We start from the raw sequence: 24,920 nt of genomic DNA, 5'->3' as shown, positions 1-24,920 counted from the left end.
TTATTTTATTGCCTATGTTCTGAGGAGTTGTGGTATCTCCTTTATTGTAATTTATATTCATTTGTTAATAATTTCGTTATTCAAGATTGAACATTTGTCTTGTATAGTATGGAAATTTCTATTTTAAAAATGGCTGATGCTTCAACTGCTCATTATAGTCGTTTTGGTTCATAAATGGCCAAATTTCAAAATTGCCAAGTTTTTGAAATTCCTCGAATGCTTTTTCCTGATGTTTCTTTAAGTCTCGGGAGTACTGACCAAGAGAAAGAATAGTCAAAATAATTTCCCCCAATGAAAATTTAAATAAGGGACTGTTAGTGTCAAAATATGGCCATTCATATTCTTTTTCACCTCGAAGGAACAATATGCAACGTGCAATTACTTTCAAGCTCTGCTCTGGTAATTTGTCCGAACCTCTTAATCTATGATTTCTCGTATCATCGTATAATCCCCAGCAGAGTTCAAGCATAGGTTGGATTATTTTATCATCAAACTTGGCCTCTTTCGATTTATAGTATTGCTCTGGAAGCCAGCCATTCGTAACGTCATTCATAAGATTATCTTCAAAATCGTCATTTGAAATAAGCCCAACGGAGAGATGTCGTAAATGAAGAGCGAGTTTTAGTCTTCTTTCTGTATCAACCATAACAGATTTATTATGCAAATGGTTAAGTCAATAAATCCGAGATACAAACTAGCCTGAATATAGCCCAGATTATAAAATAGAGTATTATCAAGTTCACCGTCAAAATATAGAAAGTCAAGACAGAACAGGCAGAAATTGCGTAGGTATTCTATTTTATGTTCATAAGATAGTGTGTAGTATGATATCCCGATTTTTTCTGTAAATGCGTTTAGGCCGTTTTGATATCCGTCAAGAAATAGTTTTAACAATTGTTCTTTTGCTGTATAACTCCAATTCGGATAAGCTTCTACATGATAATCGTTTAATTCCTGCTCTGTAGCCTGAAAGAAATCAAACAATTCCAGATTACTTATAAAATAGGCTTGGTTGTTTCTACGTAGTTCCCTAAATGGGAAATAACCTAGACGTTCAATGAGTTTAAAGCGGTTATCATTTTTACTGATTAGTTCACCATTTTTTCTTACAATACCAGACCGCATGTCATTATAGATATGACCGGAATAAGGACTGAAATTCTTGAGGTGATGAAAAAACATAAGCGTTTAATTTATTGGTTATAAACCAAATTAACTAATTTGTTTAATTTTTGAGAATAGTTAGTTGCTATAGAAGGTTAATTTGCTTAATCGGTAACATCTAATCAGAACATGTATTCAATCATCTAGGTCGTTATCGTAAATCATGTTTTTTAGTATCTTATAAATTCTCGGGTGTAGAATACTTATGGCTTTACTTGCGGCATAGGCGATAAGAGTGGAAAAGGAACAATCTTTTTTCTCATGGTTGCTTTATTAGTAAAGTGACGGGAAATTTCCTGAGTCAGTTCAATAAAATTAGTATGCTCTTTTTCATTTTGGTAGTAGAAAATTTTAATGCTTCTGCAATTTTCATGTTCAAAAACCATGTTAAGCATCGTACGGTCAGGAAGCCCACAAGAATGACCTAGAATAAATACTTCATATTTTTCACTTTCAATAAATCTTATTAAATCGTGGTAATTTGAATTCAGAAAATACCAGAAGGATTTGATATAAGTAAAGAAATGGTTGTTTTGATCATCTTCAATCTGTTGATACGTTTTATCTATTTCATCTCCAAAGCCGAAGATGATTGGTTGTTGCAGATCATTTAGTTTGCCATGGATGTAGTTAACTTCTGTATGGATTTCAATATCCCGTAGATACGGGATAACGGTCGATGTATAGTTGAAATTTAAAATCATCGTATGTTCGGGCTGCATATAGGCAAGCGGTTTATAAACATCAGCGATAGGTTTGTCAAACACGCTGCTCAGGATATTTCTATAATCCGGGTGGTATTCTGGTTCTGGAAGATCAGAAAGGTAATTTTCAAGGAGTTTGATAAGAAAGGCAAGAGATTTATTTAGTACAATGAGTTCTTCTTTTTTATTGGTGCTTTTGTTACTTAAAATACTTTTAAGTTCAGAATAATATTCATTTTCAATCTCCACCCAAGTATTAAGCGAACAATTTTCTAATAGGTGTTTGATAAAAGGATATTTAAAGTTAAACACATAAATATTTTTTATTGAACGTGTACCAATAAAAAATGTTTCTGTATCAAATAATCCTTTTAATCCATAAGTATGGTAAATATCCATAACAAACGCTTCCAACGAGTCCCATCCTAAACTTTCAAGTATGTAATAATAATTATTTGTAGTAACCTCAAGCGCTTCGTCTCCAAACGTTTTGTTTTCCTGAACCTCAGTTAAACACTTAATCATATAATCTAAAATAAAATCATTGTAGCTAGTTTTCATGCCATGGGCTAAGTCAAAGCCATTGCCTAAGAGTATTAATCTGTTCATTTATTTGGTTTGTTGGTTATTGTAAAGCTAGAGATTATTTTAGATTGCTGTTAACTGTTTAGGATAGATGACTACTAAAGTCATAATTAAGAAATATAAATGTGTAACCCTCCCAAAAAATCGGACTGTTTTGAAACGCGAAAATTCGTAACTTTGACCTCCCCCCAACTTTAGGACAATGTAAATTCGAAAATCAGGGCGTTAATTGGCTTTTTTTCCACATCTGCTGAGGTGTTAATCCTCCTAAAGAACTGTGAGGTCTAAAGGTATTATATTCTGTTCTCCAGGCTTCAACTTTTTCAACGACATCTTCCATCGATAAGAACCAGTTAGTGTTTAGGCATTCATCGCGGAAGCTTCCATTAAAAGACTCAATATACGCATTATCTGTAGGTTTTCCAGGCCTTGAGAAATCAAGTATGACCTGGTTTTCGTAAGCCCATCTATCCAACACTTTGGAGATAAATTCACTACCATTATCTACCCTGATTTTTTTAGGAATGGTGTTGAATTCCTCCTTTAATCTTTCCAATACGGTCACTACTTGCTCCCCTTTAATACCTTGCTCGGGTGCTTTCAAAAAAGTTTTAAAGCCCTGCCAGCGTAAAGACATGGTTACCTATGTGGTGCTGAGCCATCAGATTAGTATTAGCAGAGCTTGTCGTGTAGTATTATTACCGAAATCCATGTATTATTATAAAAAGATAAAAGATGATTCAGAAACGATTAATAAGCTGGAGGAATTAGCGGCTAGTTATCCTACTGAAGGACAGGATCTTTATTATGGACGAATCCGCACACAAGGTTTTAAATGGAATCGCAAACGGGTGCGACGTGTATATTTATTATTGGGGTTAAATCAAAGAAGAAAAACACGCCGACGTGTGCCACAAAGAGTGAAAAATCCCCTTACACAACCATCGGCCCCACGGGAGATGTGGTCTGTTGATTTTATGAGTGATGTACTTATCAACCAAAGAAAATTCAGAACACTGAATGTAATAGACGATTTTAATCGGGAAGCAATTGCCATTGAAGTCGCATATTCTATGCCTGCAGTTAGAGTTACGGCCTTAATGGAACAAATTATTTATGAACACGGGAAACCAAAATGTATCCGGGTAGATAATGGTCCAGAATTTATAAGTAAGGAATTTAACACCTGGTGCGAGGGCAACAGTATCAAAATTCAATATACCCAGCCTGGCAGACCCATGCAAAATGGATACATCGAACGTTTCAACCGAAGCTTTAGAGAAAGTATTCTGGATGCCTACTTATTTGAAGATGTAATGCAGGTACAGATACTAGCAGAAGAATGGGTAACAGATTACAATTCCAGGAGACCACATGAAACATTAGGTGGTAAAACTCCACTGGAATATAGAGCAGAATGGAGCCTCATCATGCAATCGACTCCACAGGAGTTGATTGCATGATGAGGGATGAAAAATATTATATAGATTTGAATTCTCGTCTCCTAAACCAGTTCGAAAAAAGGGAGGGTTACACTTCTACCTTTAATGAATAAAAAAAGTAGCCAGAAATTAGCGGAAGTTTGCTCCAGACTAGTTTTTCAAGTTTTGGAAAATCATCTATTTTAACATTAGTCAAATACCAGCAAGCAAATTCAACTTTGACTCTTTGTTGATCGCCTAGTATCGCAATTCCTTCGGAAAGCCGTTCTACTAATTGGAAAGTTTTGATCAATGAATTTTTGTCTTCCTGCTTCAATATTTCCCATAACACCACCTCACTTACAGGAAAAACACATTTCCTGCTCTCATACAATTCTATAATCCTATGAGCTACTTTACGGGCAACTGTATCATTCTCTTGCTCAAGCCCGTCCCTTAAAATAATCCAATATTTCAAATCCAGATAAATGATCTTTCGTCCTGCGATTGTAGCATGAATATCAATACTGTTTTTCGCTATGTATTTGTCAATAAAACGCATGTCTCTGATTTATATTCCATCTCTGCTTTGTGGGCGATACATCTCTTAACTATTCAGATTGAAAGGTGTTAAATGTGTTGCTATGTCCGATCTATTAACATTGTCATCCAAATGAATTCTTTCGATACGTTTCTCAAATATTAGTTCCTGATATATTTCAGCAATAGCTTTCAGTCCGCTGTCAGATGCAATTAGATACCAACCTCCACCAGTTTCGCAATCATTTACTCTCTGAGAGAGATTAACATTTCCGTCTCGCCAGTAAACCGACCGAACGACCAAATTGCCCTCTTCATCCTCCCACCCAAAAGGTTCTTCTTCTGACGGCTCCCAGCAAAGTTTCGCTGCTATTTTAGGGTTAAATGCGATCCATCTTGACGACATCCCACCGAGGGGTGAATGTTGTTCATTGGTAATTACTAAGTAACCAGACTCTGGATACCCTTCCAAATACAGATAGTTGTCGACATGACGTTCCATAACCGAACCAAAGATGAAGTCTCTGTGAAATCCATCTATTGCATTTTTCGCTCGAAGCTGAGACTGAAAGGTCTCTTCAGGAAAACCCCATTCCATCTGTTTTATAACATAATATTCTCCAATTACCCTCCAAACACTATCTGTTATTTCAGGCGCGGTCTGTAACCGGGGGTGTTTTCTCACATCGTTTACCCATTCTTTTCCGACCGAAAATCGTTCAGTTTTTAGTCGATTAAGAAATGACGGCCGCATAGACTCAGTGAACGACCATACGGCGACATCTTTGAAGAAAAAATGAGGAATGTAATAACTTGGTAGTACGAAACCAGCATCATTAAGCTCTGCAACCATTCGTGACATTGCTTGTAACACGAGTTCTACTCTCGGCCTAACCATTGACATCTTAATCCCGACCGATTCTAATTCAGCACGAACCTTTTTCTCATTTGCTGATGACCAGGCGAATGGCTCTGCAAGCTCTCGCATTATAGCGTAGAGTCTATGATGTAGGTTAATTTCCCGAAAACCAAAAGTTTTTGAAATAGCTTTTGACTGAACCCGGACAAAACTTGTAAGCGTGGACGCGTCATCGGTATCAATTATATTTCCTTCTTCATCCACAGTCTTTTGAGGATTTAATTTACCTAATTGTTGTATTTCCAGTGTATAGGTAGGGTTTAAGGATGTCGTAATTGGCGCTTCATCCTCAATAATACTCGAAGAAATTAACGAAGTTAGAGCGCGTGCCCCATCCTTCACAATAAAACTCTTTGATTCTCGTAGTTTGCTGATCGGTTCGGCCATAGCCTCTAAGATTTCCCAATCATCCTGATTAAATAGCAAAAAATCAATTAGTAACTCCTGATCTGTATCATCACCATCAGCCAGTTTGCCTATGCCACTTGTTTGAAAGTAACCAAGATACTGTGCTAGAAAACGCCTCACCCTATATTTTATCGGCGTGGCAGGGTACCTGCTTAAATAATGGAGCAAATCAAAAAGAGACTCTTTAATGTCATTAGATTTAAGACTAAGAACCCCTTCAGATCGAAGATCGGGCGTGGCATTTGCCAACAGATTCTTAACATGACTGTCAACTTCTAAATAAACTTTCTTTAGGTTAATATCAGCTGTAATGACTGGTAGTATTTCATCTATTGATTCAGTATAAGTTGTCGGATAGTCGGTAGCCAAGACGTCGTTCAAAAATGCAATAAAAGCCTTATCGATTGCCACCGTACCTTCGGTTTGTTGAAGTGCTCGAAAACCATTAATCCTTGAACCACCATCGTAAAACTCATTCCAACCACTGCTACTGGAACGCTCTATAGCCAAGTTAGCTAATTCTGTCGCAAGATGATGATCTCCTGCATTGTAGGCAGCCTTACTAAGTTCGTAAGAGGTAGCAGCATCCTTACGCCGGTTTTTCAAATACGATGCAAGATCTCGAATGTTATCAGGCGTAAGGCGTTTTCCAACTTTATCAAATATGGGCTTCCATCTAAAGCTTGAATTGGTCGTGTCTTCTTTATTAAAAATTGATTCAAGTGATTCGAAATCATTCACTTTTGCCAAAACATCTTCTTCGTTTAATGAGGAATGATCATTTAGCATTAAATGATTCTCATATTCAAAACTCTCCTTGGCTGCTTTGGTATTTACTGGTATATCGAACATAGTAACTACAAAGCCAGTTAGTTCACTAAAGCGAACCAGTTCTTCATAATAAAACTTTCTATTTATTTCCAGTGCGTTAGTATTGATTCGTGCAACAGCCGAACTCAATTCTTGCGTTAGATCCAATACATTTCTTGCCTGCCACATCCGCTCAATCAAGCCTCTGAATAATTTAGAGTGCTCTTCTTCAGAAAGATCAAGTAACACGTCGCCAAACAATGCATTAACTACTGGCAAATCTTCAAGTGGGCATAGGTTTAAGAATCCACTTACTAATTCAACAATTGAATCTTCATAATGGATCAGACCATTCTTGAGCATATATTTCTGGGCATTGGCACCGGCACCAAAATTCCATTCATAAGTAACGGACAGAACCTTTTTCGCAGCAAGATAAAAAGGGCGTAGTTCGGTAACATCTTTCACGTACTGCAAACGTTCCAGGTAATGTTGTAGCCGCTCTTCGCCAAATTCAGGTTCGATCTTGTTAACCTTATTCAGCCAATCCAACCATGTATTCAACTGATAATCTTTCCTGTATCCGATACTTAAAGACTCTTCAATCGTTTTATGCATCCATTGTTCTGCTCGGATCGGTTCATTTATATTTAACCAATCTTCAGCCTGTGTTTGCGCTCGTTCGACGCGACCTGCCATATCTGCGCCTTCAAGAAGTGTTTCTTCGAGAGATTGAATAGTAGGCAATAGATCATGTTTGGGTATCCCTTGTCCGATTAATTGAAAAAGGACTTCGGTTCGTTGTTCGGGATCCCAGTGCTCTTCCTGTTCCCCAAATTGAGAAAGAAAAAAATCCTTTAACTCTTTCAATGCCTCATCCCCATATAACGAACAGGTTTTGATTAATAATTCAAAATAGGCTTTACGAAGCCGGCTTATCTTGTACCTATTAGTATCGCGGTGTGATCGTTTTGCATAATAAAAATTCAGAAGTGGTTTGATTCTATTTATAAGGTTATTTGCCCCCTTTTTTAGCAGACCATCAGCATGAATAGCCGCCAAAAGGCAGATCATACGCTCAAACTCTACCATCGTATCATCATAATCTCTACCGGTTGATGGAACTGCCCTAATAGGGCTTATTCCCTTATCCATTATATTTAACAATACATTCAGTTCGAACCGTTGGTAATAGTTATGAAGATCATAGGTTTCGCTCAGGTCAAAATCATTCAGTTTAGGTTGTGGTATTTCATTAATCCAACGTTCAATATCTTCGCGATTTTGTGTTCTTTTAAAGATTGCCATTGCAATAACGACCCGTTCACGTTCAGAACATTCATCTGGGTTGAGTGAGGTGAAACGCCGAAAATATCTTTCTGCCATTAGATCATTTCCTGCGCGGTCGGCAGATCTTACAGCAGATCTAAGTAGCATGATAAATAAATACCGCTCGTACTCATTTGATCCGTTTAGCTGAATGAGTATTTGATCAAGTTTGTCCCATTTATTCTGTCCAATTATTGTTTGTCCCGCATAATAGAACAACCGTGCTTTCAATTTTTCGGCGGTGTCATTACCCGGCATGTGATTCTTATCGCCTTGAAGATCAGTATTTGTAATAAGGCGGACAATTTCTTCTATGTCTTCAAATAAAACAGAGGCAGATGCCCACTCTTCAATTGTTGAGCTCGTGTCGTCGTAATGGTGATCAGCATTAACCATAATTCCATTTTCATGCACTTCATCTGGTTCAGCAAGGTTGTAGAGTTTTACTGCCTCATCAAAAAGCCCGATTGCATACATGTCTTGGCTGACTGATAATGCATATCGTTTCGAACTATTTAGGATATGATCATCTCTCATGTATCTTATCGCTTGTTCTCGATTGCCTAATTTGAGATGTTCCTCTACAAAATTGATAGGGTTAAAATTCTGCTCGCGATTATATAGTTCGGAAAGAAGGAAAAGGTAACGTACGAGTGCTGTGTGATCGCGAAGTTTACCGGCGATCTGCAGGCCAAGTTTCATGTCCTGTCTAACTTTTTCTACAGGGCGGTATTCCAGTATTTGTGAAAGAAATGCAGCACCTGTAGCTTCCTGAAGGAATATTTTATATTGCTTACTTTGATAAAGATGGAAAAGACGGTTCCACGCTGGTTCAGATTTGCTCGATTGATAATATTCTGCCAGTTTTTCATGAAAATCTTCATTGTACTGCTCGCTGTAGTTACCCGTCAGCGCATCTATTGAGGTCTTTCTAATAATAAATTGCCGGAATGAATTGTGAAAAAAAACCCATGAATGACTGGACTTGCTAAAAAGATGAAAAGCTTTCTTTCGAAATTCTGCTTTGACATTTTCTTTAAATCCCCACTCGTTTACAAATTCAGGACTAATCTCACCACGCACTCTTGCCATAAGACTGAGCATATCATGCAATTCGGTTACATCAATAATACTTTCCCATAGTTTTTGGTAGTAATCATCGATGTTTTCATAATGATAGTCAGACGCCAATATAGATGTAGTATGATCAGGAAAGTTGGATAATTCTTCCAGTATATAAGTGAGTTGCAATGGGTGACCTTTAGATACTTCGAATACTTTTTCCTTATCTTCTATGGTCATAATAACTTTAGGCTGATATTGCTCTATATAGTTAAACACAGCCTTTCTATCCAAAAAATCAAGAATAATATTTCTTTTGGCAGTGCGATACGAATTTTTCACGTCCAACTGAAGCGTTTCTATTTCAAAATTTTGGCTACCTAAAACGAAAATTATTCCTTCCGGCAGTGTGGCCGGTGATGGTAAACTCCCGAGTAAGCTTTTGATGGTCTGATATTCCCTGGGAATATGATCAAGGCCGTCAACAATGATAATCGTTTTTTTACCAGTTTTTTGATATGATTCTTTCAGATCCTGAAGTTGATTAAAAAAAACACTTCGGAGATAAGTTTCGTCGTGATGTGGGAGTATTGTTTGTCGCGTTACTGGAATAAGGTCATTTAACTGTACTACCAAATCGAAATAAAACTTCTCCGCTTCACCTCTTTCGCTAAAATTTTGAGATATGGAAATATTTGAAAAGGCATAGTAACGCACAATATGATCTAAACTTGCCTTCGACCACTGCGTAAGTAATGTTGACTTACCTGCACCTGGCGATCCGCTTAAAAATATGTAGCCTGAGCTATTTTGCCGAATCATTGCGTTCAATGTTTCAATGGTCGAGGTAATCGGCTGATATCGATATTTATCAACGAAAAACTCATGTTGAAAAGTCGTCTTAAAACGATGTTCCCAATTGAGTGATTTTATAAGTTCCTCACGAGTATAATGGATCTTTTTCTTTCTGTCTGCTATTTCTTCAATGATAAATCGTGTCAAATCGTACAGGTCTTGTTGTTTCTTTTGTTCCTCGGGTTTTATTCCTTCCTGCGTTGGAATAACAAACCCAATATTTAAAATCAATGCAGAAAAAAGATCAATAAATTGTTTTTTTTCCAAACCTGTGTCACGATGTAGCTTTGCCAAAATCCCCAGCCATCGGCGACTTACCGGTTGGCCATTTTTCACCGGATGGTAAACATGTTCAAGAAAATCTTTAAAATTTCCAACCTTACTGCCACTACGATCAAGCACATCATCATTCACTGAGGCTTGCCTGTTGGTAATCATATGTATGTGGAGAAACTTGCCTTCGTTAGCATGGAACGTTATAAGATTTTTCCAACCTTTAATCATCTCAAATAAAAGCTCTTTGAAATTCAGATAGGAAAATGCAGGTGGATTCTCCTGATTACTCCATTTCATCTGATAGGCATGTATCTCTGATTTAGTGGCGAATTGAATGTCATCTAATTTATCCGCATAAACGTCGGCGATTCTTATCCAATCAAGATCACCAGCGGATAAATGTCTATAAACAAAATAGGCAAATGCCTTAAACTGCGGTAGCTTTCCGCCAATATCTAATCGGTCACCATCAGCTGGCGCCATCTCTCTTTTTGCCATTTATTAAGTAGGATAATAGCAGTTTTACTGAAGTTTTGCTATGAATTTAATGAACTTTTTCATTTCAAAGGTTTATGTTATCAGTCCAATGCTTTTAGCCTGAAATATCGTTTTTTGAAATTTATTATTTGTTATAGAGATGAATCAATGGTAGGTATGATTGCATATTTTTAGTCCTCCCTATAGGAGTCTTGAATTAAGTTTAGTTTTTGCATTGCCATTAAAAATTTCCTCCATTACCCGTCACTTCTAAGCCATCCTTAACGCTTGTATCGAAGGGATCACTTGCATAGATATGTGAACAGTCTATTTTCGAGCCTAGAAACCATTTAATTATATAAATACCTAAATCCATCCTTAAATATCCAGTTGGTGAGTACATACAAATAAGTTTACATCCAGATTAAGCTTGTGTAATATCATCATTTTCACTTTCATCTACAATCGGATCGTCGTGATATCCCATGTTCCTTCTCTGTGTTAATTCTATAACCTAGACGTGGTTTTTAATTTCCCAACACTTTCCAATTCAAGAAATTTAGATTTGAATTGTCCGACTGGCATTTTCTTCTTCAACAAATTAAAGAATGTTTCGTCATGAGTAGAGAGGATGATTTGCTTGCCATAATTCAAGACGATACTTCTCAAAAGGTCGATTGTAGAAAGAATATTTACACTATCCATCGATTGTATCGGATCGTCTATAAAAATACAATCATAACTAGGTGTGTTTAATGCCGTTGCCAAAAATATACTTAAACTTAATATATTGATTTGAGCTGTACTGAAATAGAGATTAGGAATTAGATCAATTTTCTTATTAACCTGATCTCTCACAAAAACATCCAACCTAGGTACATCTGCGTCAAAATCAGCACTAAAATGTACTTCTTTGAAATCAGGATGCGGATCAATTTTTCTATATAGGTCGTTGATCAAACTCTCATAAAAGAACTCCTTAACTTTATCTTGTAGGAATACTTTTGTCTTTGAGAATTCTTCGCTCAAAACTGATTTAACATTTTCTTCGAGGAATGTTTTATCCTTAGCCAACTGCTCTAAAGCTAGTTTGGCATTTTCGGATTGGAGGAACTCATTTATGTGGTCTGCATACCTTTCGATTTTAGCGTATTCATCGAGCAGCGATTTGTTGTTGAGTAGCGAAATATTAAACCCTTGCTCTTTTAAATCTAAAGTAGCCGAAAGCGTCTTTTGATCTATAAATTGTGATTCGATTTCCAGTTTATCTTTAAGTAGGCTTCGGAAACCATCCATCTTTCCATCTGCTTCTCCTTTCTCGTCTTTCAATTTCTTTTGTCGTTCTTTTTCAGCTTCTTGATTGAAAGAACTCAATTCCAATTGCAAGGCTTGCTGCTCAGATCTGAATGCGGCAATCTTGTCAAAATATTCCTTAATAGAGGAATCGCTTTCGGTAAGATGGTTTTGTAAAATAATCAAAGAAACCTCTTCGGAATTGAAATTTGAGCGAAACCAGTTTAAGACCGCCAAATATTGCTCAGATGCTCTTAACTTATCATTAGAATCAGTTAAATGTGAAATTTCGTCACGCGACTTTGCTAGAAAATCTGTTAGCTCTTTTTTATCCTCGGCTAGTTTCTTAAGTAAAATGTTGAAATTTTCTTCATCCCTCTTAAGTACAGTAAGTTTTTTATTTAAGTCGCTCTCATATTCTTCATCACTTAGACCAAGCTGCCGCATTACAATCTCGCGGAGATCATTCTCCCTTATACCAAGCAACTCTCGAAATGAAGTAATCGTATTTTTGCACGTTTTAATGTGATCGGAAACAGCAGTTCTAGAAACTAATTTGTCTTTAACTTTATCTTCAAGATAGCGGATTAACAGCGCTGTTGCGGATTTTATTTCTTCCTGAAGCCTTGTAGATTCCTGATCCAATCTATTTTTATCCCCCAAAAGCCCCTTAAGAAGATTATCCAGGGAGTTATTGTTTGCTATTCGCTCTGCCAACTCCTGATGAGTATTGTATGCCTGCTCACAAAGCGGACACGAAATACGCGATGTATCGCTGTTTACAATCTCAAGGCCTTGGCGGACAAATGCCAATATTTCAGAATTCAGCGTCTCCTGTTCTGTGATGCGTTTGGCCAGTTGTTTATGCAACTCTTCATTTTTAGCCAATGCATCACGATTTGCTAAGATTACATCTATACTTGATGCTAGTACCTGATCTTCGATCAATTTTTTTGAGTATACGCCTTTGTTTACCTCTGACAACTCATGTTCCAACGCTTGAATCTGCTTTTCGATTTCTCTAAGCTGGGATTCCAAAGGCTTTACCAAATTGTCCTCGTCAGTTATCTTATTCTTAAATTGTTGTATCTCCTCTCTTAGATTTTGGATTATAATTGCCCGTTCTGGCAATGCAGTTATCGTAGCATTCGTTTGTTCTATTTCAGCTAGCGAATTATTTAGATCAGCCCTAGTTTCTGTCTCTTTTGCTTCAAGACTGCTGAGACGATCTGATTTGATACTAGTCTCCGATCTAAGCTCCGTTAACTTGCTTGCATTGTTTACCAAAAGGTTGGCAACGCGGCTATACTCATCATATTGAATTAAAATAGCAGAAATAATTTCCTTTAATTCTTCTTTTTCAGAAAGTAACTTATTAAGCGCCGATATTTCATTTGTTTTAATTTCTAAGGTCTGGTATTTGTTTAACCTGCCGACGATTAGCTTAGTTTCTTCATCTATTGCCTTGATTCGGTTTTCTAGATCAAAGTAGGTTCGGATTGAGATATACTGGTCACCTCCGATCTTTGCCATTGAAACCCATCCTATCTTTTCTCGGATAGCAGATTCTTCGTTTAAGGAAATTAACTGATCTGCAACTAGGTTTTTTAAACGACTGACTTCTTCTTTAGATGTTTTCAAAGTCAATTTCTGTAGACCCGTTTGAGCAAACTTTTCAATTAGGATATCGATCTGCTGGTTTATCTTTTCTAAAACATTTTCACTCTCTAATTGAGAAATTCTTTTTTGCTCATCGCTTATCTTCCCATCAATTGAGTTGATACTTGTTTGACAATAGCTAATTAGCGCTTTAAGATTTTTATAATAACTATTTATCTCTTTGAGCTCGGGGTTATCCATAAAGATTTCATACCTCTTTGTCCCGTCTACTTCTCGCAGAAAAGCTGATATCCACTCTTGAGAAAGAATAACATTGCGAAAAGTCCTGTTTTCAAGGTTATCAGCATTTTCAATATCAGCATCCGACTTTTTATTGCCATGTGGCTTCAACTGTCGATTTATTGGATCGATACCATCTCCCAAAATTTTCACATACGTCGGCTCGTTCGAATGTATATTCCGCCAGAGTTTAACTTGTTCCTCGGATTGACTTTTTAGTGCATCAATAGCGCTGCTCGTAATTACCTTGTTTTGCCAAAATCGCTGAATATTATTGGTCATTCCCCATTCAACTGCATCATAAAACGAAGTTTTACCATAACCGTTCGGAGCAAAAAGAGAAACAAAATCAGCGGTTGAATTCTCACCGATTGAGAAATCAAAGGTCGCATTTTCAACCTTGTCGTATATACGAAATGCCGAAATTTCTATTTTCTTAAATTTCATCGATTTGTCTTTTTAGTTGTTGAACAAGGTCATCAAATGTACTGGTAGCCTCTGCTGTAAGTTTCTGTTTCTTTAGCGTTTTATCTTCCAAAATAGACCACAGTAGTGGATTTGCGGCAAATGCTGATTTTGGAGATGCTTCAAGTTCGACAGAGAAATTTACATTCTTATTTACTATGTGTTCATTAATTATGTCACTGGCATCTTGGTCTTCCACAACAATCTTTCGGCTCGAAAATGTATCATTTTCTATTTTTAGCTTAAGACTATTAAATCTTACCGAATCAATGGTCTTCGCAGGTTTAATAAAAAACATATATATATTCCAAATTTGGAACTCGTCTGTCAATTGACTCTGAAAATCAAAAGCAACTGAATCAACTAATCCGGTCCAATTATTCTCCAAATCTTCAATTGAGCTGCATTTGATAAAAAACACAGGGATTTTCCCATTATAGTCAAGCTCTTGGTAACTTACCTTCGATGGCTGAAAGGTGGCATTTGCAACCTCTAAGAATTGATCAATTGAAAAGCTCATGATATTCTGATTTAAGTTTAGCTAACAACTCTATTTCATTCAAGTCTCTATATTCCTCTAGTTTCCGTATAATACACACCTCTTTGAAATGTTCAAGATGGACGAAGTCAAAGCAGGTGAATGGATCAATACCTGCATCAGTTTTGAAACCACGTTTATCATAAGGTTTGGCAATATCAATTACTTTACCTTTCTTTAAAATAAATGACGATTTCGGTGGCGTCTTTGAACTGACAAATATTGTTGAATCAGGCTTCAATCCTACATAATCGGATTTGCCAAAATCTGCCCTAACCTCCGTCCAGCCATGCCCATCAATATATTTGAGTCTATAATTGTTGAATATTTCTGAAAGCATTTCCATTTCTATCGGGTCATATTTCGCAATATTTAAAATTGTCAGGAATTCCAACCATGCTATCCAGATTTCCCTATGGGCGAAACAACTGGTTTCTTCTTCGATAATCAGGAGCTTGGCTTCAAATAACTCCTTAATTCCTCGTGGCGTAATATCTGAGTTGACAACTTGCTCAGCTTTATTTCGAAGTGTTATTCTTGCGCCAGCAATATTATCTTCATCAATCTGGTCGACTGGAAGCATGAAAGCCGAATCTTTCAAAAATTCGAATGAACTAAGGAATGGCGGAAATAATGCAGAAAGTATCTGAGGGTTTGCAAGTTCAGTGATGATTTGATTAAAATACTGTATTGGAACAAAATCAATTTGTCCCGAAGCAAGGGCTTGATGTGTAACCTTGCTTTGAATCCCTATAATAGAAATTGCATCATCAACAATTTTCACTATTCCTCCGCCCGACATTCCCTCAATTTGAGGATGTGCAAGAGCTGTACCGAACAATTGTGCCCTGTAATTAAATACTCCTGGACTTATCAATCGTTCAATCGGATGTTCGGTACTTTTTTCACCAACAATGCTGTTTGCTAACAAATGGGGATAACCGTTGAGTGCGTATCCAACCGTGTTTAATCCAATATTTGTCTGAAAAATTTCATTGAATCCGGGAATATAATCGACTTTCAGAATTGCGGCATCAGCTACACTTGATACGAAATAATTAACTCCTTTTTCCACGACAAAATCGATCACGACCTCCGACCAAATTCCGTCAAGATAAAGCAACCTTGTAATAGGTATGATGTCTCCGGCATCAATACTGTATTGCTCCATTTGACCATTAGCAGCACGGCGGGTCCCTTCGAAAAGGTGTTTTGCGGAAAGTATGTATGTGTAAGAATCTGTTCCGGCCATAGGCTGGAAGAGGCATCCGCTGCCATTTTTTAATGACACTACATATGTTTTAAGCAGTTCTGGCGTCATACTAAAAATCCAAATGAGGTGTCAGATAAGCATTAATTTTGTACTTGTTCCTATCGGACTCATTGAAAACACCTTCCCAAACATTTTCATAATTGAAATGAAATATTGCATTCGGGTTTTTTGAAATAATCCTAGATAACGTTCTCTTATGTGGATGACCGTGACCGACCGAATTAGTGCTGACCAAATATTTGTCAGTATCGATTACAGCAAGCAATTTTTTATTGTTGTTCGCTTTACTACCATGATGCGAAACCTTGAGGAATTCAACTTTTAGAGGAGTCTGAGCATTGTATCCCTGGTCTGCAAGCGCTTTGGCAACTGGATTTGGATGTGCGTCACCTAGAAATACAAACTTTTTACCCTGTAGCTCTAAGATGAATGATATTGAGCTGCCGTTCTTCGGACTATTGTCTTGGGAAAATCTAAAACCTTTTGCTTTTTCTTCAAGAATAAAACTTTCAATGTCAGTTCCCCAATCGTTTCCGCCAGCGCCAGTGTAATTATCGTCTCCAGTTTCTTCATGATATTCTTTCAATAGTTTTTTTAGCTGTGGTATAGTTGGACCGAGTATCTGAAACTTCGCATCATGGACTTCATGTTCCTGGCCGCATAATATTAACTTCCTTTCCCAAAATTTGAACCTTAGCAAAAAATTCTCAAAGTCTATTCCCTCCGCCACACCAGTATTCGTTACTCCAGCCTGTAGCATTGAGATTGTGAGCATTTTATTTTCCTTTTTTTTCAGCTCTTCTGCAATGAGCTTCCCAGAATTAAACCAAACTTTTTTAATAAAAGCTGGTATTTCATCGTCCATCTCAAAGAGTTTCAAAAATCCACATATATGATCGTTGTCAATATGCGTTAAAATTAGAAGATCGATGTTTTCCTTTTTGGTCTTAATATCTTCAACCTCTGCTTTTAGTTCACCAAAAACATTGTTTGTTTGATCGAAATATGCTGCGTCCAAACCAGCGTCAATAATAATATTGCGTCTGGTTCCACTATCATCGATGTACTTAATAACAGTACAGTCTCCGTTCTGAGCCTTGAGGAATTTAAATGTCATTTGAAAAGCGTTTATTAATTAAGTCGGAATGTCATTTGTTCTAACTTGGCTCTAAAAATAGCCTTTTGCAAAGAAATTAGCAAATAGTGAAAATTGCACAACAAATAAGTTATTACCTTACATTGCAAGACCTACATGTTTTTTGGCCTTTCTTATTTTATATAGCAGTCTCGCTATCAGAAAACGGACAACAAATATAATACCTTATAAATAAATTCCCACCTTAAGTTTTATTTGAACTATTTAAAGAAATTCCCTATATTTAATAACAGCAATTGCAACTAAAAGATACAATTAAAAGGTGAGCGATTCGGTGAGTCAGCACTCAAAACCTTTACAGATAGTCATTAATCACAGGAAATAGGACAAGGTTCTTATCCCAGCTGGATCACAAAAAACCTTAGATTTCTCTGAGGTTTTTCTATTTTAAAATCATTTAAACGCAGTGTTATTGGATCAATCCTGATCCCTGCAAAATTAAAATGACTAAGTGAACGCAAATTAGATATATAATAGGGGTCAGACGAGTTCAAATAAATTATTGAAAAAGTCATGGCAGGTAGCCATTGATTTTTATGGGAACATAGAAACAAGGGGATATAAAAACATTTTGCCATTCACAGTAATCCAACTGAAATAATTGTATGGCCACTCTTTTGTTTTATTATTCACAATTTTAGACAGTTGTTGATCATCTATAGGTTCGATGTAGACTTCCCCGCTGGGATAATGGCATTGGTATAACAGTTGACTGGTTGTAAAGGCTATAGTTTGCCCATCTGGCGACAATGCTGTGAATTCTCCCCGAACTCTGTCTTTTCCTGGCCGGGTTATTTCATAAGCTTTACCGGTTTTCTGGTTAAAAACATAGTCATTATCTACCATTAATAAGTTAGTTCCAATCTTCAGCATATCGCGGTTTTCCCATTTTCGGTCGCCCTCTATAATGGTAGGTCTATCTATACTATAAACCTCTAAACCCGATTTTCGTGCATTGAATACATAAAATCTATTGCCGATATTATCTGGACCAGAAATGCGCGCAATAAAACTTGTCTTGGATGGATTAATATAGGTAACGTCATAAAAGTCATATTGTGAACGCTCCTGAGAAGCGTAAGCTGAAAATTCAGAATCGTTGGGCGGTGGTACCTGGGGATTTATCCTGATAACCGTACCATTGTAAAGCACTTCATTCCATTCCATAAATTGGTTAGAACCAAATAGCCCCCCTACCCATTTTTGTTTCTTGCTTTTTAGATGACGCTGTGAAAATATAGGTTTTTTACCATTTGGGAGTTCATTTAAATTAATTTTTATATCAAAAAGTGAAGTTTGATATACTTTTTCATGCTTACAGGATGAAAATATAATCAAGGATAAACAAAGTACAAGCTTATTTCGAAAAGGAATATTGGCCATAATTTCGTTAAGATAACTATAGTACATGGCAATACTATCTATATTCTGCTAAAACTCCATTTGATTCAGTATTCCAGATACTTTATTCTCATCAATTGAAAAAATAGCGATCTCAGCTCCATCAGATTAAGCTGCCAATTTTCATAAAAAAACATTGTAGCAAAATCCCCTTCTTGACTCTAAGGTAATATTTGATTGATTGGGTAATAAAACTATATTTATGAAAAGAAACTTTTAAGTTATCATCCAATGGGATTATTTAGCAAATTATTAGGCGAGTTTATAGATGTTATCGAATGGGTGGACCATAGCCAGGATACTCTAGTTTGGAAATTTCCGCGAAATGACAACGCGATAAAGATGGGCGCTAAACTTACGGTACGTGAGTCGCAGGTTGCAATTTTTATGAACGAAGGTCGGATCGCTGATGTATTCAGCCCAGGAATGTACGAGCTCAGTACTCAGAACATCCCCATTTTAACTACACTTATGAGCTGGAAACATGGCTTCAACAGTCCTTTTCAAGCAGATGTGTATTTTGTTAGCATGCGTCAATTTTTGAATCAAAAATGGGGTACTAAAAATCCTGTGATGCTTCGTGATGCAGAATTCGGACCTGTTCGTCTGCGTGCTTTTGGCACGTTTAACTTTAAAGTGCTGGATGCTAAAGTGTTTTTAACTCAAATTGCCGCAACCAATCCTAATTTCAGTATAGAAGACATTAATGAGCAACTACGTAACACTGTAGTTTCTCGTGCCATGGATGCCCTCGCCGAATCCAAAATACCAGTACTTGATCTTGCAGCCAATTATGATGAAATGGGGCTGCTGGTTACGCAAACCATACAACCTGATTTTGCTGAACTTGGACTTCACCTTACTAAATTACTGGTTGAAAATGTGTCCTTACCTCCAGAAGTAGAACAGGCACTAGACAAACGCAGTCAAATGGGCATCATTGGAAACCTTGGGGCTTATGCACAGTTTCAGGCAGCAAATGCAATTGAAAAATCTGCAGAAAACACCATTGGTGGTAACCTTGGTGCAGCAGGTATGGGTCTTGGTGTTGGCGCGGCAATGATGGGTCAGGTGGGTAATATATTTCAGCACAACCAGTTTAATCCCAATGAAAATCTCAGGGAGACTCCTCCGTCATTAAATATAGTGGAATACCATTTCGCAAATAATGGCAAGCCTGATGGCCCTCACCCCCTTGCTACAATTAAAACCTTGATCGCCTCAAATGTGATCAATAAAGAAACACAGGTTTGGAAAAAAGGTATGGCTGCATGGGCTCCGGCAGGATCGTTAACAGAATTGTTTGACCATGAACCACCACCACTAGCTTAATTTCATGAACAACACAATACAACCCAGTGTCCTTAATCCTTCTCTAAAATGTAATGGTTGTGGCGCATTGCTTTATTTTGTACCTGGCACCGGGAGTCTTAAATGTGATCATTGTGGTGAGAGCAATCTTATAGCAACTGATCAAACACAAAGGGCAATTAAGTCTATTGATTATGAGCTTTTCATTACCCATCTAGATCAGAATAAAAAGAGTGACGAAATGAAAGTGGTCAACTGTAGCAACTGCGGTTCACAAACAGTACTTAGCTCTTTTGCCACCTCAGATAAATGCTCATTTTGCACAGCAGCATTAGTATTGAGTCCACAAGATGGACAACAATATCTGCCGCCACATTACATTTTACCTTTCGAAATTAGTAAGGAGAAAGGGATTTACTATTTTCAAAATTGGCTCAGTGGACTTTGGTGGGCACCGAGTGATTTGATAAAAATAGTAAATTCGAGTGCGACAGCACTTCATGGAATCTACTTACCCTACTGGGCATATGATACAGACACGATTACCAATTATAATGGTAATCGTGGTGACTATTATTATACCTCGGAAAACTACACTGTGACGGAAAACGGTAAAACAGAAACCAGAACAAGACAAGTAAGGCACACCAGATGGTCACCTGTATCAGGTAAGGTCAATTGCGACTTTCGTGATCTTATCGTACCTGCTAGTGATTCTCTTCCCAGTAAAACCCTAAATGACCTGGCTCCCTGGAATTTTAAATTGCTGGTGAAGTTCGACGAGCGGTACATGAGCGGTTTCCGCTCTGAAACCTACCAGCTTAATCCTCAAACTGGTCTCGAGATCGCATTTCGACAAACCACAGATAGAATTAGAGCAGCAATAGCAAATGATATTGGCGGAGACGAACAGGATATTGACAACACTTCAACCGATTACCTAAATAAGGCAATAAAATACATCATGCTGCCGGTATGGGTTAGTGCTTATTCTTACAATAACAAAATCTATCAGTTTACGGTTAACGCCAGTACTGGTGAAGTGATTGGCCAACGTCCCATAAGCTGGACCAAGATCATTCTTTTTGTATTCATGATATTATTTTTAATTGCTATCGCTGCTTTGTTTATGCAATAATGAATCTTCTTCGTATTGTATTCCCTGAGCCATCAAATGTGACGATAGCTAAAAGTTATCCGTAAAAAAAAATACTGCCAATTGACATAGGGTTATCAGTTGGCAATATAATTTTGAGAAAAAAAATGAAAATCCTAAAACCTTTTGATGGACAACATTGTGAAACAACTGCTACCGGAACTTTAATACACCAGCTTGATATTCAACTATCCGAACCCATGCTCTTTGGCTTAGGCGAAGACCTTGGCTTCATCTTTTGGAATATGAAAACACATCACAATTCGATCAGGGAAGAAAGCGTGTTCTTCTGTACTTTTTAGGTATGGATCGCATTTTTAAAACTGATTTCTTTCATAATATTTACGAACAACCTGCAAGGGTTAACATTGCTGCAGAAATCAGCTCTTTACCATAAGTCCTTATGATAAAAAAGGCACCTACAAAAACGGATTTTTAGATGTCACTGAAAATGCGGTTAATTTCAATTTTTATAATTAGAATGCTCGGTTTATAGGGAGGAGGTCATTATCAATAAAATCTGACCTATAAATTTTTATTGATTAGTTGTTTTAGTGTTTCTATGTCAAGACTTCCTGAATAAAGGACCCTGCCATTTTTAGCGATCAGCACAACTGTTGGGAAACCAGCTACACCATATTTTTTATTTATAGAGGGGTCATCTCCGTATACGACTGAATAGTTCATTGGATGTTTGTCAGTAAATACGCCAACATTATACCGATTATCTTCGGTATTGATTGCCACTATCTTGAAATTGTTCTTCCCATAATAATCATTAAGCGCATTTAGTTTAGGAACAGCTTCAATGCAGTAGCCACAATTTTTGATCCAGAATTCTAATAAAATTATTTTGCCTTTGTGCTGTGCAAGTGTTTCTTTTACATCGGTAGCAAAATTTGTTAGTTCCCAATCAGGAGCTACTTCACCAGCTTTTATGAGTACAACTGGGATTTTTGGAGTCTCTATAGTGTAGTTGTTTAAATAGCTCGTATAAAACCATGAAATCTCTTCCACAGGAGCTGGGCTCGTATCGATCTCTTTAAAATCAGTTCGATTTAAATCTTGTGAATTAGCATTAGTCTGTAAAATGGTTAATGGCAACAAGGTGCTTTTATCTACAATAATTTGATATCTAAATGTGAGATCCTTAGTAACTTTTGAAAAATCAGACCCTAGGTATGTAAGAAGTTTGTTTTGTAGAAAGAACTGCAGTACATGATACCTTTTATTATTGATCAAGGTATCAGTAATTGACTTTTGAATATTTTCATCTTTTATGATGAGAGGAAGCGCATTTCTTAAAGTTACTAAAGAATTGTAAAGCGGAGATTTGCCCTCAAGATCTTTTTGAGCTTTTATATTAGATACCGATATCGTTTGTTCCTTTTTATTGCCGTTAAATAGTTGAGAATTATTGAAAATGATAAAACCCTGAGCATCTTTATATTGAAATCTCATTCCTGTAAGGTCGTTTTCCTTAGCAAAGTCAATATACATTTCACCTTCGGTTTTATTTATATATCCTGCTGATGGATAGTTAAATTCTCTTAAATAATGATATTTTACTGTTTTCATGCTTGCAAGCTTTTCATTCACTTGATTGAAAATTGCAATGCGATAAGTCATGTGGCTATTTTTTTCCTCGGTTTTTCCATCTAGCATCAATTTACCATCTCTCACTTTTGATGAATCCAAATTATTATCATCATCAATTTCAGTTGTTGTACTTGTGATAATGAAAGTTTTCGGAAACGTTGAAGTTGAAGAAATATAAAGTATAACTAGGATACCTACAATTGCTTTAAGCATGTTCATGGGCTATATTTTTTTATTTAAAACTATCAATTTCGGCCCTTTAGTTTTTTAAAATTAGACTAAGGCCCAGATTAATTCGTCCGATACATTAAATTAACTTTAGTCGAGAAAAAGCGCAGTTTAGTCGAAAAACTAGTTTGACTAATTTCGAATTATTATATAATCTTTATCTTGATGCCATGTCTCCAGGCCTGATTTGCAAACTTTCTAAATACACTAAAATTGAAATCGTTTTCTTCTTAGTGTATTTTTATGGTAAAAGCTTACTATCCAGTTTTGAGTATAATTTCTGGGAGAATCATTATACAGGAATCTCAGCTCAGGAATTGGAATTTGTGTGGGTTTATGGCACCTGTGATGTCATTGCATTTCTGCTATTTTATCGTGCATTACAGTACACTTTAAAAAAAAATAAATTATGGGCGTTCTTAGCTATGATTTTGCTATTCTTGGTCTTTCATTTTTTTTATAAAAAGGCAGCCCATTTACTGATCTCGCACCTGGATTTTCTTTCTGATAGCATACGCAGTGACGCCATAAAATGGTATCATTTAAAACGGTTGGGATTTACGATTAGCTATATGATTGGACAGCTTTGTGGGATTGGATTTTTAGCCTATTTCATCCACGCTGCCAAACAAAACGAACAGCTAAAAACGCTCAAGGAACAACAACTCATTTCTGAGTTAACCTATTTAAAAGCTCAATTGCAGCCCCATTTCTTTTTTAACACCTTGAATAATATTTATAGTTTGGCATTGAAGCAGGATAAGAATACTGCGCCGTTAGTAGCTAAACTAGCAGAGATGATGCGCTATATTCTTTATAAGGCTGATGAGAAATGGGTTTCATTAAAAGAAGAGGTAAAATTTATTAAAAATTATGTAGAAGTTGAAAATATTCGTTACCGCTCTGCCATCACTATAAATTTCGATACCCAGGGAATAGTCGATGAAAGCAAGATAAGCCCCTTGTTATTATTGCCATTTATAGAAAATGCATTTAAGCATGGCGTTCAAGAAGAAGAAAACGAAGGTTTTGTAAACATCATAATCTGCAAAACCAGAAAAGAGTTAACATTAGAAGTACATAACAGCATTTCAAAAACATACCAAAATACAGGGGGAATTGGACTGGTCAATGTTAAAAAAAGATTAACAATCCTCTATCCAAAAAATCATAACTTGGAAATACAGAATGATGGAAAAATTTATCAAGTGAGCTTAACCTTAGAAATGAAATGATGAATTGCTTAATTGTTGATGATGAACCATTGGCACAGGATATCCTGGAAGAATATATATATGCTAATGATCAGCTAAGTTTGTATAAAAAATGTAGTACTGCGTTCGAAGCCTTTGAAATACTACATCAACAACAAATTGATCTACTATTTTTAGATGTAAAAATGCCGGGTTTAAATGGAATCGATTTTTTGAAATCACTTAAAAACCCTCCGGCTGTAATTTTTACCACCGCCTTTTCTGAATATGCAGCATCAAGTTATGATTTGGAGGCTATTGATTATCTGCTTAAGCCAATTACAAAAGAGCGCTTTGATAAAAGCCTAACGAAGCTTCTTAAACTCCAACCCCTACCGATTATTGAAATACGTGATTATACCTATTTTAAAGTATCCGGGAAATTACTGAAAATAGATCATTGTGATATTTTATATGCACAATCAGTAAAAGATTACATTTTGTTGCATACTGTAGCTGGACGGCATATGACTCACATGACCATGAAGAATCTAATTGAAGTTTTACCTGATGAGAAATTCCTAAGAATACATCGCTCCTATCTAGTTAATAAAAACAAGATTAGGAACATCAGTAAATCACAGCTACAGATTGGGGATGAGACTATCCCTATCGGAAAACTATATAAGACAAATTTGAGTTTAGTTTGTTGAAACCCCATGTCTGTTTCATAACGATAACTATCAATAGCTGTTATAATTTTAATGGTTTCGTAGAAAGTATCCATATTATCCAGTACTGTTCGTAGGACTGCAGTCAATAACCTATTCGTTTTTTTCTTCTACATTTTATATTAGC

17 protein-coding genes and 1 pseudogene are annotated in these 24,920 nt (G+C 36.6%); 6 read left to right on the top strand and 12 right to left on the bottom strand.

Annotated features, from left to right (window positions below):
- Positions 1 to 118: 118 nt before the first annotated feature.
- From R2Q94_RS13225 to R2Q94_RS13210, 4 genes and pseudogenes are all read right to left on the bottom strand, one after another.
- On the bottom strand, positions 119 to 646 hold the full coding sequence (locus tag R2Q94_RS13225; protein WP_316821941.1) for a hypothetical protein: 528 nt from the start codon (positions 644 to 646) through the stop codon (positions 119 to 121).
- Complete coding sequence (locus R2Q94_RS13220) at positions 622 to 1,182, bottom strand: hypothetical protein (protein WP_316821940.1); 561 nt, start codon at positions 1,180 to 1,182, stop codon at positions 622 to 624. Before R2Q94_RS13220 ends, R2Q94_RS13225 begins: the two co-directional genes overlap by 25 nt.
- 185 nt (positions 1,183 to 1,367) lie before the next feature.
- Positions 1,368 to 2,477: an AbiH family protein gene (locus tag R2Q94_RS13215; RefSeq protein ID WP_316821939.1), complete on the bottom strand. Its 1,110-nt coding sequence runs from the start codon at positions 2,475 to 2,477 to the stop codon at positions 1,368 to 1,370.
- A gap of 193 nt (positions 2,478 to 2,670) precedes the next feature.
- Positions 2,671 to 3,042 (bottom strand): annotated as a pseudogene (locus tag R2Q94_RS13210) (integrase core domain-containing protein); the annotation flags it as partial.
- 46 nt (positions 3,043 to 3,088) lie between these two features.
- Here R2Q94_RS13210 and R2Q94_RS13205 point away from each other — a divergent pair.
- Positions 3,089 to 3,916 (top strand): IS3 family transposase, encoded by an 828-nt coding sequence (locus tag R2Q94_RS13205; RefSeq protein WP_316821938.1) that lies wholly within the window; start codon positions 3,089 to 3,091, stop codon positions 3,914 to 3,916.
- A gap of 67 nt (positions 3,917 to 3,983) precedes the next feature.
- Here R2Q94_RS13205 and R2Q94_RS13200 read toward each other — a convergent pair whose 3' ends face one another.
- The 7 genes from R2Q94_RS13200 to R2Q94_RS13170 all read right to left on the bottom strand — a co-directional run bounded on the left by R2Q94_RS13200 (position 3,984) and on the right by R2Q94_RS13170 (position 18,557).
- Positions 3,984 to 4,436, bottom strand: coding sequence for a hypothetical protein (locus R2Q94_RS13200; RefSeq protein ID WP_316821937.1), 453 nt, complete (start codon positions 4,434 to 4,436; stop codon positions 3,984 to 3,986).
- A gap of 45 nt (positions 4,437 to 4,481) precedes the next feature.
- Positions 4,482 to 10,571 carry an ATP-binding protein gene (locus tag R2Q94_RS13195; RefSeq protein WP_316821936.1) on the bottom strand — a complete coding sequence of 2,030 codons (6,090 nt, stop codon included), beginning with the start codon at positions 10,569 to 10,571 and terminating at the stop codon, positions 4,482 to 4,484.
- A 486-nt stretch (positions 10,572 to 11,057) separates the two neighbouring features.
- Positions 11,058 to 14,189, bottom strand: a complete 3,132-nt coding sequence (locus R2Q94_RS13190; protein WP_316821935.1) for an AAA family ATPase — start codon at positions 14,187 to 14,189, stop codon at positions 11,058 to 11,060.
- Positions 14,179 to 14,727: an ABC-three component system middle component 1 gene (locus R2Q94_RS13185; protein WP_316821934.1), complete on the bottom strand. Its 549-nt coding sequence runs from the start codon at positions 14,725 to 14,727 to the stop codon at positions 14,179 to 14,181. Before R2Q94_RS13185 ends, R2Q94_RS13190 begins: the two co-directional genes overlap by 11 nt.
- The gene (locus R2Q94_RS13180) at positions 14,711 to 16,066 is read right to left on the bottom strand and encodes an ABC-three component system protein (RefSeq protein WP_316821933.1); all 1,356 of its coding nucleotides are present in this window, start codon (positions 16,064 to 16,066) and stop codon (positions 14,711 to 14,713) included. Before R2Q94_RS13180 ends, R2Q94_RS13185 begins: the two co-directional genes overlap by 17 nt.
- 1 nt (position 16,067) lies before the next feature.
- Positions 16,068 to 17,135: a ComEC/Rec2 family competence protein gene (locus tag R2Q94_RS13175; protein ID WP_316821932.1), complete on the bottom strand. Its 1,068-nt coding sequence runs from the start codon at positions 17,133 to 17,135 to the stop codon at positions 16,068 to 16,070.
- Between the two features lie 573 nt (positions 17,136 to 17,708).
- On the bottom strand, positions 17,709 to 18,557 hold the full coding sequence (locus tag R2Q94_RS13170) for a hypothetical protein (protein WP_316821931.1): 849 nt from the start codon (positions 18,555 to 18,557) through the stop codon (positions 17,709 to 17,711).
- A gap of 249 nt (positions 18,558 to 18,806) precedes the next feature.
- On the opposite strand from R2Q94_RS13170, the gene R2Q94_RS13165 reads away from it, so the two are divergent.
- The 3 genes from R2Q94_RS13165 (at position 18,807) to R2Q94_RS13155 (ending at position 21,344) form a co-directional block, all read left to right on the top strand.
- A complete protein-coding gene (locus R2Q94_RS13165) occupies positions 18,807 to 19,907 on the top strand; it encodes an SPFH domain-containing protein (RefSeq protein WP_316821930.1) in 1,101 nt (366 codons plus the stop codon).
- Between the two features lie 4 nt (positions 19,908 to 19,911).
- On the top strand, positions 19,912 to 21,024 hold the full coding sequence (locus R2Q94_RS13160; RefSeq protein WP_316821929.1) for a hypothetical protein: 1,113 nt from the start codon (positions 19,912 to 19,914) through the stop codon (positions 21,022 to 21,024).
- A gap of 125 nt (positions 21,025 to 21,149) precedes the next feature.
- Entirely contained in the window at positions 21,150 to 21,344 is a 195-nt protein-coding gene (locus R2Q94_RS13155) for a BtrH N-terminal domain-containing protein (RefSeq protein WP_316821928.1), read from the top strand.
- Between the two features lie 223 nt (positions 21,345 to 21,567).
- Here R2Q94_RS13155 and R2Q94_RS13150 read toward each other — a convergent pair whose 3' ends face one another.
- The gene (locus tag R2Q94_RS13150; RefSeq protein WP_316821927.1) at positions 21,568 to 22,860 is read right to left on the bottom strand and encodes a TlpA disulfide reductase family protein; all 1,293 of its coding nucleotides are present in this window, start codon (positions 22,858 to 22,860) and stop codon (positions 21,568 to 21,570) included.
- A 179-nt stretch (positions 22,861 to 23,039) separates the two neighbouring features.
- Here R2Q94_RS13150 and R2Q94_RS13145 point away from each other — a divergent pair, with 179 nt between their 5' ends.
- Complete coding sequence (locus R2Q94_RS13145) at positions 23,040 to 24,104, top strand: sensor histidine kinase (protein ID WP_316821926.1); 1,065 nt, start codon at positions 23,040 to 23,042, stop codon at positions 24,102 to 24,104.
- Positions 24,104 to 24,775: a LytTR family DNA-binding domain-containing protein gene (locus tag R2Q94_RS13140; protein ID WP_316821925.1), complete on the top strand. Its 672-nt coding sequence runs from the start codon at positions 24,104 to 24,106 to the stop codon at positions 24,773 to 24,775. The genes R2Q94_RS13145 and R2Q94_RS13140 overlap by 1 nt, the downstream gene beginning before the upstream one ends.
- Positions 24,776 to 24,920 lie beyond the last annotated feature (145 nt).

Origin of the sequence: Pedobacter gandavensis, assembly GCF_032678465.1 — a bacterium.
Classification (GTDB): domain Bacteria; phylum Bacteroidota; class Bacteroidia; order Sphingobacteriales; family Sphingobacteriaceae; genus Pedobacter; species Pedobacter gandavensis_B.
The sequence above is the reverse complement of the archived record's forward strand: the minus strand, read 5'-3'. Positions and strand labels throughout refer to the sequence as shown.